At 44.5% G+C, this 14,167-nt stretch carries 10 protein-coding genes; 4 read left to right on the top strand and 6 right to left on the bottom strand.

The features are described 5' to 3' along the window. Positions 1-53: 53 nt before the first annotated feature. The gene (locus ACN6KS_RS04495; RefSeq protein ID WP_094870770.1) at positions 54-887 is read right to left on the bottom strand and encodes a carbohydrate ABC transporter permease; all 834 of its coding nucleotides are present in this window, start codon (positions 885-887) and stop codon (positions 54-56) included. Then, positions 887-1,768: a carbohydrate ABC transporter permease gene (locus ACN6KS_RS04490; protein ID WP_094870769.1), complete on the bottom strand. Its 882-nt coding sequence runs from the start codon at positions 1,766-1,768 to the stop codon at positions 887-889. Before ACN6KS_RS04490 ends, ACN6KS_RS04495 begins: the two co-directional genes overlap by 1 nt. A 136-nt stretch (positions 1,769-1,904) precedes the next feature. On the opposite strand from ACN6KS_RS04490, the gene ACN6KS_RS04485 reads away from it, so the two are divergent. After that, positions 1,905-3,725: a cache domain-containing sensor histidine kinase gene (locus ACN6KS_RS04485; RefSeq protein WP_094870768.1), complete on the top strand. Its 1,821-nt coding sequence runs from the start codon at positions 1,905-1,907 to the stop codon at positions 3,723-3,725. Then, complete coding sequence (locus ACN6KS_RS04480) at positions 3,722-5,383, top strand: helix-turn-helix domain-containing protein (RefSeq protein ID WP_440961454.1); 1,662 nt, start codon at positions 3,722-3,724, stop codon at positions 5,381-5,383. The genes ACN6KS_RS04485 and ACN6KS_RS04480 overlap by 4 nt, the downstream gene beginning before the upstream one ends. A 97-nt stretch (positions 5,384-5,480) precedes the next feature. Here ACN6KS_RS04480 and ACN6KS_RS04475 read toward each other — a convergent pair whose 3' ends face one another. Together ACN6KS_RS04475 and yicI are read right to left on the bottom strand one after the other, a co-directional pair. Further along, positions 5,481-6,647 carry an SGNH/GDSL hydrolase family protein gene (locus ACN6KS_RS04475; protein WP_440961453.1) on the bottom strand — a complete coding sequence of 389 codons (1,167 nt, stop codon included), beginning with the start codon at positions 6,645-6,647 and terminating at the stop codon, positions 5,481-5,483. A 125-nt stretch (positions 6,648-6,772) separates the two neighbouring features. Further along, positions 6,773-9,094, bottom strand: coding sequence for an alpha-xylosidase (yicI, locus tag ACN6KS_RS04470; RefSeq protein ID WP_440961452.1), 2,322 nt, complete (start codon positions 9,092-9,094; stop codon positions 6,773-6,775). A 127-nt stretch (positions 9,095-9,221) separates the two neighbouring features. On the opposite strand from yicI, the gene ACN6KS_RS04465 reads away from it, so the two are divergent. After that, on the top strand, positions 9,222-10,112 hold the full coding sequence (locus ACN6KS_RS04465; RefSeq protein ID WP_440961451.1) for an AraC family transcriptional regulator: 891 nt from the start codon (positions 9,222-9,224) through the stop codon (positions 10,110-10,112). Between the two features lie 104 nt (positions 10,113-10,216). Continuing rightward, positions 10,217-10,975: a hypothetical protein gene (locus tag ACN6KS_RS04460; protein ID WP_440961450.1), complete on the top strand. Its 759-nt coding sequence runs from the start codon at positions 10,217-10,219 to the stop codon at positions 10,973-10,975. 101 nt (positions 10,976-11,076) lie between these two features. Here the strand turns inward: ACN6KS_RS04460 and ACN6KS_RS04455 are convergent, their stop codons facing one another. Then, the gene (locus ACN6KS_RS04455) at positions 11,077-13,146 is read right to left on the bottom strand and encodes a class I SAM-dependent methyltransferase (protein ID WP_440961449.1); all 2,070 of its coding nucleotides are present in this window, start codon (positions 13,144-13,146) and stop codon (positions 11,077-11,079) included. A 126-nt stretch (positions 13,147-13,272) separates the two neighbouring features. Continuing rightward, entirely contained in the window at positions 13,273-14,148 is an 876-nt protein-coding gene (locus tag ACN6KS_RS04450) for a radical SAM/SPASM domain-containing protein (RefSeq protein WP_094870761.1), read from the bottom strand. Positions 14,149-14,167 lie beyond the last annotated feature (19 nt).

The following is a 14,167-nucleotide window of genomic DNA, read 5'->3' as shown; positions in this document are numbered from 1 at the left end:
CCCCCTTAAGATAGTGGATCAAGTCTACAATATTTGGAACGGAGGGCTCGGTGTTAACCTTTCACCGAGCCAGCCGCTATTCCCTCAACAATGTAACGCTGCATAAACAGATAGAAGATGATAATTGGAGCAATCCCGATTACGAGAGCCGGAAGCGCCATATCCCATTGCTTGGTGTATTGACCAAAGAAGGAGAAGGTCGCCAGCGGAATGGTACGAAGTTCTGGTGCCTGAAGAATCAAGGAAGGCAGCAGATAATCATTCCATATTCCAAGTGCATTCAGCACGATCGTTGTCATTACCATTGGCTTCAGCAAGGGAAGTACTATGCGGAAGAATACGGTAATTGGATTACATCCGTCAACTGTTGCCGCCTCTTCGATTTCAAGCGGAACGGACTTGATAAAACCGTGGAACAGGAAGATTGCCATTGGAACACTGATCCCTAGATTCGTAATGATCAATCCTAGGAAGGAGTTGTTTACTCCAATTACATTTACGACTTTCAAGATTGGAATCATGATCGTTTGAAACGGAACAACCATTGCAGCTACGAACAACAGCAGCAAAAATTGATTGAATTTCGTATTCGCCCGAACCATACGATAAGAAGCCATCGCACTAAACAGAGAGATCAGAATAACACTGATAACCGTTATGATAACCGAATTTCGGAAAGCTTCACCAAACCGTGCCAATTTCCAAGCATTTGTATAGTTCGACCACATAAATGTCTGTGGCCAGCTTGCGGCATCACTCAGAATTTCACCGAAGGATTTCACTGAGTTCGCAAGTAAGAAATAAAATGGAGAGAGGAAGAGAAGGGCAAGAAGAATCATCAACACCTCTACGCCGATATTCCATCTGCCTTTTGACTTAGCGTTCATTAAGCTTCTACCTCCTTGCTCTTCGTAATACGGACCTGAATCAGAGTGATAATCGCTACGATAACAAAGAACAGCAGCGCTTTAGCAGTACCCAGACCGTAACGATTGTTCAGGAAGGCTTCATTGTAAATATTCATGGCAACCGACTCTGTAGATTTGAACGGTCCACCTTTCGTCAAGGAAAGGTTAAGGTCGAACATTTTGAAGGACCAAGAAATCGCTAGGAACAAACCGATAGTTACAGCAGGCATGATCAATGGAACTACAATGCTGCGCAGGACCTGCCAACGGGAGGCACCATCAATATCAGCCGCTTCCAATACTTCTTTCGATACGTTACTTAGAGAAGCGATGTAGATAACCATCAGATAACCAGATGACTGCCAAACAAAAACCATCACAATCGCCCAGAAGCCGGTTGTTGCATCACCCAGCCAAGGAAGATTAAAGAACGACCAGCCGGTGAGTTCTCCCATCGTTGCGAACCCTTTGATGAAGATAAATTGCCAGATGAACCCAAGCAACAATCCCCCAATAACGTTCGGCATAAAGAAAATAGTCCGAAGCATGTTCCGTGTCTTTAAAGGTTTCGTTAACAGATAAGCTAGGAAGAATCCTACCACGTTAGTCAAAACAACACCTAACACAGTAAATCTTACTGTAAACCAAAAGGAAGACCAGAAGTCGGGGTCATTCGTAAATATAGTGGAGAAGTTTTGAAATCCGACCCAACTTACATGACCAGATACACCGTTCCAGTCTGTGAAAGAGTAATACATCCCCATGATGAATGGGATAATCGTTATTAAGGTAAAAAACAAGACTGCAGGACCAACGAAAAATGCTTGTTGACCTAACTGGGACAACTTAGTGCCGCGCATTTATTGTCCCCCCCTTTCTTTTGCTCACTTACTTGTTTATGCTTTATACACATATTATCTGTTTTTTTGAGGCTACCTCACACCTACGGAAGTGATCTTTCAGGTGTAAAATATTGATCGGATGTGACAAATTTCGATGAAATGGAACACGATTCGCACAAAAATGATCGTTTTCATCCTACTCCCAACTTTAATCTGCATTATGGCCACAATGTTTATAAGTTACCACTTTAGTACTCAATCCTTAAGAACAAGAGCAGTAGATGAGAATACGAATCTTCTCTTTCAAGGCACTAAAAATATCCAAAGTCTGATTCAGGAGCTGAATCGACTCTCCCTTATCGTTTATTCAGATTCAGAATTCTACAGGTCACTGGAAGCCGGATACGAGGATATGCTAGCCAATGCAAGAATCTACTCTTCTCTGAATTATATTTCATCCTCTATGCCTGACATCTCTCAGGTCTATTTATACGGTGTCAAAGAAAACACAGCTACTCTGCTTACCCAGAGTACACCGAAACGTTGGCAGGGTATCCCACCTTATCCTGACTCCAAAATCACTACCGAGTCTACGGTATCCATACAGAGCACGCATATAAGTCATAGCTACGGCCTAACGGCACCGATCCCGCAGTTCGTACCGGAACCAGTGTTTACCTTGCATAGAAGAATTGAAAAGGTCCCTACCACAAAGGCACTTGGCTACCTGTCGATTGATGTCAAGCTAACAGCGCTAACCGACATCATCAGTCAGTTATATGACCAGAAGCAAGAGAACATCTGGCTGCTGGATGGCAGCGGAAACATTGTCTATGGGGACAATAGCGAAGAATACGGTAAGAAACTGAAAGGTAATTGGTACAATGCACACATCGCGGGAAATCCTAGCCCACAGGGCTACTTTGAAGAGGATAAAGCCATGTTTATTTACCAGAATATCGAAGGTCCAGGATTGAAATGGACACTGGTAAAGCAGATTCCTGTTTCCTATCTTTTCCGAGAAGCCAATGAAGCGGCAAAGATTAATATAGCACTGATGGTCCTGCTGTTGATTACCATTACTACACTAACAATCCTAATCTCTTTTCGAATCACAGCCCCGATTAAGCAGTTGACCCGCTATATGAATCAGGTCCAGACCGGGAAGCTTGATATCGATATCCGCCCCATGGGCAAAGACGAGATCGGTGTCGTTACAGAGCGGTTCCGCAGTATGATGGATACGATCAACAATCTGATCCTGAGAGAGTATAAGCTGGAATTAACGAATAAAACGAATGAGCTGCGGGCTTTGCAAGCGCAGATCAATCCGCATTTTCTCAACAACACCTTGCAAATCATCGGTACGCTTGCCTTGGAGCTTAAGGTACCCCAAATCTATTCTCTTCTTTCGGCGCTTGCGAAAATGATGCGTTACAGCATGTACAATGAGGAGAAGATTGTCACCGTTAAAGACGAGCTGGATCATGTCAAAGCTTATATTGAATTGCAAAAGGAACGTTTTGAAAATAAATTCAGTTTCCGTTACGATATGGAGGAATCTCTTTTAGAGACATTTATGCCTAAAATGATTCTGCAGCCTATTGTAGAAAATTATTTCAAACATGGGTTTAATCATTCCCGTACGGATGGATTCATTGAGATCACCGCAGCAAGAGCAGGTGACAAGCGGATGGAAATTCGTATCCAAAACAACGGAAATGCCATTCCTTCTGCGAAACTGGATCTTCTACGGCAGAAACTTCAACATTCCACTAGAACAGATATTGATTTATTAAGAAATTCTGAGCAAGACAAGGAAGCTGCTGGATCTGGTATTGGTCTGCCGAACGTTCTGGCACGGCTCAAGCTAGTATGCGGAGACAGTGCCCTCTTGACTGTGGACAACCTCAGAGCGGGTGGAGTGGTTGTAAGACTGGAAATAGACATTATAGCGGAGCGTGAGACGATATGAAGGCGTTAATTGTTGATGACGAAGCGAGAGTTAGAAAAGCAGTTAGACTTCTTGTTGACTGGGACGCGCATCAAATCGATGGGATTTTGGAAGCCGGAAACGGAAATGAGGCCATAGAGATTATTCGGCAAGCAAAACCCGCCTTAGTCATTATGGACATGATGATGGAATCCGGCAATGGCATAGAGTTAATGACATGGGTTAACGAATTTGCCGGCAACACCAAGTTTATTGTGGTCAGCGGACATAATGACTTCGAGTTCGTCCGCCAGACCGTACGCCATGGAGGGATTGATTACATCCTTAAACCCATTGAAGCAGAGGCCATCAATGTTGCAGTCGCTAAGGCAGTGACTGCCTGGCGTTCAGAGGAAGCTGATCGGAGCGAGCGACAGAAGCAGAGTATTCAGCTCAATGAGTTCAAGCCCATCTACGGAGAAAAGCTTCTATCCGCGTTAATCGATGATCCGATCAACTCGGAATTATCCTTCCGAAGATTATGTAACGATGGCATTATCCCGGACAATGTCCTCACTTCGCGCTTAATCCTGGTGCAGACAGACACAGGAAATAATCTCCTGCTCAAACGTTTTGGAGGAGACACTGGGCTCATGAATTACGCAATCGTCAATATATGCAATGAATTTCTACAAGGTCAGCATAAGGGTGTGGCCTTTCGTTACTGGGGAGGTCCTTCGGAGATTGGCATTATTCTATGGGATATTCAAACGTCAGTTGTCGAGCTTATAGGTAAAATTAATCATGGTATCTACGCTACCCTACAGGTCCGAATGCATTTCGGAATTAGCTGTATCGGTAGCCTGCCTAAGCAATTACCTTCTCAGCGTGCAGAAGTGGCCGAGGCCCTGCAGCGTCGAAATTTATTAGTTCATGAGGATTACTGCCATTTCTCCACTTCTTCTGAAGAGTTTAAAGAGCGAAATGAAATCTCAAAGCCAAAAATTCAAGGAAATGCATCTCCGACGATCTTTGCTCGTGTGAAGGAGGATTGGAAAATGGCAGTCATCAGTGGAAGCCCTGAAGTTATATCCTCAGCAGCGCAGCACTGGGTAGACGAGCTTAGCCGAGGTGGTATTGTTACACCAGAGATCCTAAACTCATGGAAGAATGATGCTCTTTTATTCCGTTCCCAGTTAGTACGTGAAATGTTAGGCCCTGATGCCGATAGCGCACTAGCCGAGCTAGAACAGGCCGACCAGCTTCATCCGGCCCCTTATACGAACGGATACTCGTTCTCCTTATTTGCCTGGCGTGACTGGTCATTTGACCTGATGGAGCGACTGTCAGAAGTATTCTCGGCTAAACAAGCTAAAGAACGTAATCCTATGCATGACATCGTGAAATATATTGAACTCAATTACGCCTCCGATCTTTCCCTACAGGAGGTTGCCAGTAAGTTCTATGTTAGCCGCGAATATATATCACGCCGATTTAAACAGGAATACGGCATTAATTTCTCTGATTATATCGTTAACATCCGGATAGATAAAGCTAAGCTGCTTATGCAGAACCCTCGGCTTAGGCTGTCGCAAATTTCTGAAATGGTCGGGTTTCATGATGTGAAATACTTTAGCAAGGTCTTCAAGAAACAGATTGGGGCATCACCTAAGGACTACCGAAACCAGACTAAAATTTAATTCATACCTCGCTACGAGAAAACGATTGTCTCCTTTATGGAAGACAACCGTTTCTCGCAGAAATATAAGGATAATGTATAGCGTGAAACTTAAATTCTTATATTTTTAAAAAGGCGTCCGCAACCGTCTTGCCGGCTTCGCCATTCGGATGCGGGTCGTCTGTTCCACTCATATACTCCGGTCTGATAAGATGATCATCTGGTGCAGGTAATGATAATAGGCTTGCTATATCAAACACCCGGCTCACACCTATAGGCGGATTGGACAAAATCTCACGATTCACCTTGCGCCAAGTCTCTTCTCTCTCGCCCTGGAAATTGAATGGCGGTACCGTACCTAGAATAATACTAGCTTCAGCATTTGCCCCCTTGATCTTAGAAATAAGGGTCTGCAAATCACCAAGAAGCTCGTCCGCCGAACGGCAGCCAATATCAATGTCATTTACTCCGAGTACGATCATCACTTCATCACTCTGCTTAGCTTTGTTTAGCCATGGGCCATCCGCGGCCACATCATAAGCTCTAGCCCAGCCAGAGCCGAGATTCCATACACCAATATCCGTGCTAAGGCCATCCGCAATTCTCGCAACCCAATATTCGTACGCATCCTTTAAGGTCCGCACACCTTGAGTAATCGAATCCCCCAGAAATACTAGTCTCTTGGTAACAGATTTCTTATACCCAATAAAGCTTGGCAGTACCAAAAGATTATCAGACACAGTAAAACCATCCGCTGATTGCTGTGCAGCAAGATTTCCAGGCCCGTCATAAGCTGTAGCCAGCATCCCTTCTACATTGAAAGGAATCGATTTGCCTGCAGTGAGCGTCTTAATCGTCCACGTAAACGCCAAGTAATGACCCTCCGGTAGAACAATGCTTGTCTCATCACTCCAGAAACATTCACCAGCCGCAACGGTTTTTGAGGCTTTGCCCTCAAAGGTAAGCGCATGCTGTGTATTTTCAGTTATCGTTCCGTCTGGTTCTGTTCCTCCGTCAGCGATATAAGCTGTCTCGATAACCCAGTCGCCTCCAGGTTCACTGCCTACAGCTTCTTGCCCTTGATCCCATGTAGAATCCACCGCATTGCTATGCCAGAACTTTAACTTTAACGTACCATTTTCCCTTAAACGAATATAAGTCCGGAACGTATGCGTAAACGGTTCTTGCCTATTCATTATAAAATTCGCTGCAGTTGAAAGAACCGTTGCTGAGGTATAATCCGTCTGGTTCAATACTCCACTTCCCTTGGTTAAATTAGTATCCATAACGTTTCCCCCGTTATTCAGTAAGATTGTAACACTAAAACCTCTCCAATAAACTAAGGGAACAGATCGTCCACCCTGTTTACAAGAGAGGTTATGGCTATATCAATATGCTTTAAGAAACAATCTTATTTCAATGTGATCGTAAACGATACGGTTTTTGCACCTGCGTTTACTTTTACTGTATTTTCATCTACTTGCTCTGCACCTTCTACAGAAGCGATAGCTCCCAGATCTTTAAGGGAAAGCGAGAATTCTTTACCGCTGCCTTCCGCAGTAACTGTTACCGTACCGCCTTTACGGTCAGCCTTCACAGTCAATTCAGGAGCACCTTTAAGATCACGAACGGTTGCAGAAGTCGTGGTGCCATCTTCAAGTGAATACAAGCCAAATTTCACGCCATTCGCATAGTCGTAATCCGGTTTGTTATCCACACTGCCAATTGCCAGCAAGGAATTCTGGCGAACGAATAGGGGCAGGCTAAAGAAATCATATTTCTCTTTGCGCCATGATCCGCCCTGTACGGTTTCACCAGTAAGCAGGTGAGTCCAGCGACCAGCCGGCAAGTAGTACTTCGCTTCACCGTTTTCTTGGAAGATAGGGGCTACAAGCAAGGATTCACCTAGCATGTATTGACGATCCAACACCTCGCAGGTAGGATCTTCCGGGAATTCCATAACCATAGCCCGCATAGAAGCCCAGCCATGTTCATGAGCCTGTCCTGCTACATCATACAGATATGGCATCAAGCTACATTTAAGTTTGGTGAAGAAACGCGTAACATCACAAGCTTCATCATCATAAGCCCAAGGCACACGGTACGAAGTGCTACCATGCAGACGGCTGTGACTGGACAATAGTCCAAACGCCAACCAGCGTTTGAATACATGTGCCGGAGCCGTGTTTTCGAATCCGCCGATATCATGACTCCAGAAACCGAAACCTGACAAGCCCAGAGACAATCCACCACGAAGGCTCTCCGCCATGGATTCATAATCTGCATAGCAGTCACCGCCCCAGTGAACCGGGAACTGTTGGCCACCGGCAGTTGCAGAACGTGCGAACAATGCTGCTTCATTCTTACCAAGCTTCTCTTCAAGCACTTCAAATACAACCTTGTTGTACAGTTGCGTGTAATAGTTGTGCATTTTCATCGGATCAGATCCATCGAAGTAAACTACATCTGTAGGAATACGCTCGCCGAAGTCTGTCTTGAAGCTATCTACACCCATATCTACCAAATCACGCAGGTAGCCGGCATACCATTCACAAGCCGCAGGGTTGGTAAAGTCCACCAGCGCCATTCCCGCTTGCCAAAGATCACATTGATAAACGTCACCGTTAGGTTTTTTGAGCAGATAACCATTTTTCTTGCCTTCTTCAAACAAGCGGGAACGTTGCCCGATATAAGAGTTGATCCATACGCAGATCTTCAGCCCTTTTTCTTTCAGGCGTTTCAGCATGCCTACTGGATCAGGGAATACGCGCTCATCCCACTGGAAATCGGTCCATTGATATTCACGCATCCAGAAACAATCGAAGTGGAATACACTCAGTGGCAAATCGCGCTCTGCCATACCATCTACGAAAGAGTTTACGGTTGCTTCATCGTAGTCGGTAGTGAAAGAAGTCGTCAGCCACAGGCCGAATGTCCAAGCTGGCGGAAGTGCAGGTTTGCCAGTAAGTGAGGTATAATTACTGATCACTTCCTTAATGGTAGGACCATCAATCACGAAGTATTCCAGGCTTTCTCCAGCTATACTGAATTGCGCTTTTTTCACTTTTTCCGAAGCGATCTCATAAGAAACCAACTCAGGATGGTTAACAAATACGCCATAGCCTTTGCTGCTTACATAGAAAGGAACGTTCTTATAAGCTTGCTCGGAGCTAGTACCACCGTCTTTGTTCCAAAGATCTACGGTCTGTCCATTCTTTACAAAAGCGGTAAAACGCTCGCCCAAACCATATACGAATTCACCTACACCGAGATCCAGCTCTTCACGCATATACGTGTTGCCGTCTTGATCTGTGATATAAGCCATGGACTTGAAACCGCTGCCTGTAATTCTCTCGTCTCCACGATAGAAATCCACAGCCCATTGTTGGCCTTTGCGAATCACTACACGAAGTCCGCCGCTGATCAGTACAGTCTCGGAATCGGTTTCTTCAATCTTAACATGATCTCCAGTACCTTTTGTGAGTTCGAAGACTGGACCGCGTTCTTGTACGCCATCATGATGAATAATCTTAACCCCTACCACACCTGGAAGCGGGGAATGAAATTTTACAGTAAGCAGGGTTGAGTTCAGCGTCGCTGAACGCCCTGTGATTGGAGTGGTTTGAGTAATTGCTGTTAATCCTTCTGGAGTCTTTTCTACAACATAATTTTGAACTGCACCGTTAATCGTGATACCATCACGCACCAGCCAGAGACCATCAGTGAATTTCATTGTGTACTTGCCACCTTTCAATTTGGTGTTTATAGTTGCATTATACCGATAAAAAATAAACAAAACTAATACTATATAGCTCATTTATAACACTATTTTGATGTTTTTTCCGAAAGAGGTGGCATTTATGGACCGTACAACCCAGAGTTTGCTAAAAGAAGACAGAGTGCATGGCGATAGCATGTTTCCGCTTGCAGCTTATTGGATAGAATTACCGGCTGGAACACATGTCCTCGATACCCATTGGCATGAAGAAGCGGAGTTTTTTATGCTGCTCGAAGGTGAGATTCTGTTTCAGGTGGATACCGAATATTTCCCACTTAAAGCCGGTGAGGCTGTATTTATCGAGTCCGGTGATATTCACGCTGCCTATGTACTTAACGAAGACACACCCTGCAAATTTTGTGCGCTCGTGTTTCTTCCTGATCTTCTGGCTAGTGCCCAATATGATACGATCCAGCAGAACACCATCTTACCCCTTCAGGAGAAAAGACAAAGCTTTCCCCGCCACCTAACACCAGCTGTGAAATGGCAACATGAACTTCTCGGGCACTTAGAACGCATGATGGACGCCTACGCTGCGCAATCTCCCGGGTTTGAAGCTTTTATTAAAGGCACGTTGCTCATCATGCTCTCGCTGATTGCCCCAGAGGATCGTTTTGTAAACCGCAGCCAGCTGGATGACGCTGATACTACTAAAATCAATCGACTTAAGAAGATTATTCTCTATATTCAGGATAACTATCAGGAGCCGATTCGAACTCGTGATCTCTCTGAGCTGATTCCCATGAGCGAAGGACAGTTCTGCCGTTTTTTCAAAGAAATGACCCGAAAGACTCCAGTGGATTACATTAACTCTTACCGGATTCGCCAAGCCGCCGATCTACTGCAACAAAGCGACAGAAAAATATCCGACATCGCATTCGAAGTCGGATTTGATAATGTAAGCTATTTTATTAAAGTATTTCGCAGAGCGATGAAATGCTCGCCTTCGGAGTTTAGGAAGAAGTCCCGTTGACATCTTGCTGTTCGACTTAGCTAACGGCTCTCTTTATTAATTCTTCTTGTTCATCTACCGATATATTATAAATAGATCTTATCGTCGTAGGAGGAGAATGAGCCATGCATATAACGAATATGACCACTGCTATGGGAACGAGACTAAATGTAGCTGGTAGTCATCAAACTAACGATAAAACCATAAATTCAAACAGTAAGACGAGCGGTAGCGGAGACCACTTATCGATAAGCAAATCTGCAAAAGCAGCTTTTCAAAATCAATCTAAAATGAGCGGAATGGTTGATTCTCTACTTAAACAAAAACAGAGTATCATCGATAGCAAGAACAGCCTAATTGAAAGAACCACCAAAAACTCACATAACCTTGATTCTATTCAAGATCAACTTAAGGAATTCGATAAACAGCTCCAAACGATTGACCAACAAATTGCAAAACACGCCTTCGAAGAGCAACAAAAGAGCTTAGAAAATGCTCAGAAAGCAGATCCATCGGATGAACCTAAAACCGAGCAAGAGGTACAAAACGAAAGATTGAATACGATTGTTGCTATAAGCCAAAATGTTTCTCAAATGGAGGTTGTTTCTTTTACCCACACTAAGATGCATGGCGAGGCAAGAGTTCTGACCAAGGAAATCGAATTGGATGAAGCCCGTTCTACTCATTCCGCAACAGCCAAACGTGAGCAGTTATCCAAAATCGAAGATAGAATATCGGAAATGAATGAAACGTTAGGCGATACTATACAAGAAACCGGAGATAAAATTAAAGATCAGGAACGGTCTGAGAAATTAGCCACCTACCAAGAAATTCAGCGTTTTGCCGAAGATTCTGATAAATCGCAGCTAGAAATACTAATCTAACAAAAACAAAATTCTATATATAGAAAAAGCAATCGGACCTCTACCACATCAAAGGGTTTGCCGATTGCTTTTTTATATGCAGATGACTTTATATTGTTCAACTATTCCTTCCGAATCACAATAAAGCAGGTGCTGTCCGGTAGCGCCACTTCCTGTCCGCTCTCATCCATGAACCTTACTCTGTCGAGCAGCGCTTCGGTATAACCTTCTTGCAAGTAATGCCGGAAGACTTCAATCTTTACCTGTTTTCCTAAAGTCTGATCAATAAATGAGGCAAATTTCGCAGGAGTAAAATAACCAAACTGTTCTTGTACCTCATGAATATAAGCCTCCTCGCCCCAAGTATACGTATATAAAAATTCCATAGCATCATTAACAGGCATGAGTACTTCTTGTTCTCCTAATCTTTGATACTGAATCTGACGTCCGGCAAAATCCTTCGCATAACGCTCCAGCCACGCCATACCGTCCTCCTCCAGAAAGCGAACTCTCCGCAGCAATGCTGTGGGTTCGGTCATTATCCCATCGCGGATAATGATAACCCCGCCCACTGACAATACATCAAAAGCACTTCGCAGAGCGGCCGAAACGGTATCATGATTGAACTTTTTACCGTTAAGCGGCACATAAGAATATAGTTCATGCAAAATCGAAGAAAAAATCACCGTGTCCACCGTTCCAGCCTCCACGAAATCTTTAAGCTTCAACGCATCTCCCTGCTGGACCTCCCAATGCCGCCCTTCCCGTTGCTTGCGCTGCCGCAGAGCTTCCACAACATTGCTCGATATATCAATACCGATAGGAGTAACCTCTGGCATACGCTCTTCCAGTAAATCCAGCAGCACACCGCCGCCCGGACCGATATCCAGCACTTTTTGTCCAGTGACATACTCCAGAATCACAGCCTTATAATCTCCTGAATGATTCATTTGGCTTAAGTAGGTATCTTCATTATGAAAACGGTCGAAGGCATCCCTCCGCAGCTCGAACAGATCGAATAACAGCAGTACTGCACGTTCATATAAAGGTGATTTTTCAGCTTCCATACAGAATTCGATCAGCTTCTCTGCCGCTGCCGAAAATTGGAACTGAAAAAATACCGTGTCTGGCAGATACTCCTTAGCATAAGGACGAAGCTTTAGATGAGGGTTCTCATCACGTAAGGTCCCTTTTTCAATATCTTCCCATGTAAGCTCCGCTAAATATTTTTCTATAATCCGCTTCTTATAAACATTGATCTTCTTAACACCCTTGTAGTCATAGTAAATGCTGTTCATAACCTGCTCGAAACTGATATGGCGTAGGGGTTCATGCTGAGCCCTTTGGGCTGCAAGCAACATCACCTTCAGAAATTGCTCCAACGAGAAGGTCTGCATTGCAGATTCCACATACCAGAAGATAGTTTTACTTAAAGACTCTAACCGTTCCGCATGGAAGCCTTCCTGTGTCAGCTTTGCCCATTCCGTAGTGAAATCCTCTCCTCTAGAGATCGGACCTAACCGCATTCTGCGCAGTCTTTCTTTCATCGGCATTGGACTAGCAAGTTCACCGGATGAAATCAGAGCGATAAGCTGCTTCACTTCATGCTCTACATTCAGCCAGAGCTCGGGGGATACAGCGCCGATGATGCAATGATTGAGTACGGTTAGCAAGCGTTCAAGTTCCTCGGCAGTCAGTAACTGTTCTTCCACAAGATCACGGAGCGGCTTATTTACTTCTGGAGGCACCTCCCCACGGATTTGCTGACCTATCAGTCCATGGGTTTCAATAAACCGATGAACCAGTGCACTTGTTTCAGAGACCGTACCGCTCAAATGTTTCCCGTATAACTGTGCGGAACCCATATTATGTACAAAACAATTAATGCCTTCCTCCTGCCAAAGTAACCTTTCCTTCAATGTGCCACCCTTAGCCGTTTCTGACCAAATTAACGTTTCTTCCACAAGCTCTTTGATCCAAATAGAGCGGGGAAGTTGGTCCAGAATCAGCAGACTGCGTTCCACATAATCCAGTACAGGATTCCTGCGATCCAGCTCCTCCAGAGATTCCACACGCTCCAAATTGACAATTTGCTCCTCCGCTTGAACGATAAGCTTCAGCCAGAGGTTATCCTCCAAATGATCTTGTATTCCTTCACGGTATAAGGTGATGGCTTCCAGCGATTTCAGCATATACTCCTCCTTCGCTCCAAGTGGAGACTATATAGACTTATTATTATATATACACTCCCATTCATTAAAAAACAGAACCAGGACTCATGAAATAGCCATGTCCCAGTTCTGTTTACATTCAAATCTTTAAGTTCCGAACCGTTGCCGGTATCCGCATTTGCGGCACAGCTCTTCCACTGCCTCTCTACGAGAGAATCCATAGAATAGATTATTCGCTCGCTCGCCCTCTACGATTTCTGAGAATGGAGTCTCATGAATGTTGCCGAGGTTGATTACCCCTTCACCATCTAGACAGCACGGCACAACGGTACCATCCACGAGGATTGCCGCTTGGCTGCGCAGTGCATGACAGAATCCTTTTCCGTCGTCCTCCGGTTCGTTCAGTGCAGGCCAACGGAACTCATGGTCCTGATTGAGATACACCCGAGGAGCAATCTTGACGCCGCTGCCAGGTACAACCTTTTCTTCAATTTTAAAATCAAGATTAAAGGCTTCCTCTAGCATAGCAAGAGTCTCACGATTACGATTCTTCTCTAGATTAGTCAGGTTATCCTCCGTCAAATTCCACAACCGGAAGGAAATAATCACGCCTTGCGCAGAGGCTTCCCGTACAAAAGAAATAATCTCCGCCAAATACCCTTCGCGGTTCTCAGATCCCTCATGCCCATCAAAGCTATGCAGAGAGAAGTTCATCTGTCGTAGTGCAGGTTTGCCGAGAATCTTAGGGCCTGCCTTATGAATTAACGTACCGTTGGTAGTAATATTGACCTTAAACCCTTTGGCATGTGCGGCATCCAGCAGTTCACCAATCTTTGGATGCAGCAATGGCTCACCTTTTACGTGAAGGTAAATATGATTACTATGCGGTTTAATTTCATCTAATATCGTATTAAAAGTATCGAGCTTCATAAAGTTCTTCGTTCGGGCGGTTGGTGGACAAAAGCTGCAGGCTAGGTTGCAGACGCTTGTTATCTCAATGTATACCTTTTTAAAAGTCTTCAAGTGCTGCTCCCCATTCTAT

It is taken from the genome of Paenibacillus nitricinens (assembly GCF_052056485.1).
Taxonomy (GTDB): domain Bacteria; phylum Bacillota; class Bacilli; order Paenibacillales; family Paenibacillaceae; genus Paenibacillus_AQ; species Paenibacillus_AQ nitricinens.
Note: the sequence above shows the minus strand (reverse complement) of the source record. Positions and strands in the feature narration are given on the sequence as shown.

Bases quoted from the DNA above. Each gene is read 5' to 3' on its own strand.
- ACN6KS_RS04465 (WP_440961451.1), top strand. From the start codon at position 9,222: ATGGACCGTACAACCCAGAGTTTGCTAAAAGAAGACAGAGTGCATGGC.
- ACN6KS_RS04485 (WP_094870768.1), top strand. From the start codon at position 1,905: ATGAAATGGAACACGATTCGCACAAAAATGATCGTTTTCATCCTACTC.
- ACN6KS_RS04495 (WP_094870770.1), bottom strand. From the start codon at position 887: ATGAACGCTAAGTCAAAAGGCAGATGGAATATCGGCGTAGAGGTGTTG.
- ACN6KS_RS04490 (WP_094870769.1), bottom strand. From the start codon at position 1,768: ATGCGCGGCACTAAGTTGTCCCAGTTAGGTCAACAAGCATTTTTCGTT.
- ACN6KS_RS04475 (WP_440961453.1), bottom strand. From the start codon at position 6,647: ATGGATACTAATTTAACCAAGGGAAGTGGAGTATTGAACCAGACGGAT.
- ACN6KS_RS04460 (WP_440961450.1), top strand. From the start codon at position 10,217: ATGCATATAACGAATATGACCACTGCTATGGGAACGAGACTAAATGTA.
- ACN6KS_RS04455 (WP_440961449.1), bottom strand. From the start codon at position 13,146: ATGCTGAAATCGCTGGAAGCCATCACCTTATACCGTGAAGGAATACAA.
- yicI (WP_440961452.1), bottom strand. From the start codon at position 9,094: ATGAAATTCACTGATGGTCTCTGGCTGGTGCGTGATGGTATCACGATT.
- ACN6KS_RS04480 (WP_440961454.1), top strand. From the start codon at position 3,722: ATGAAGGCGTTAATTGTTGATGACGAAGCGAGAGTTAGAAAAGCAGTT.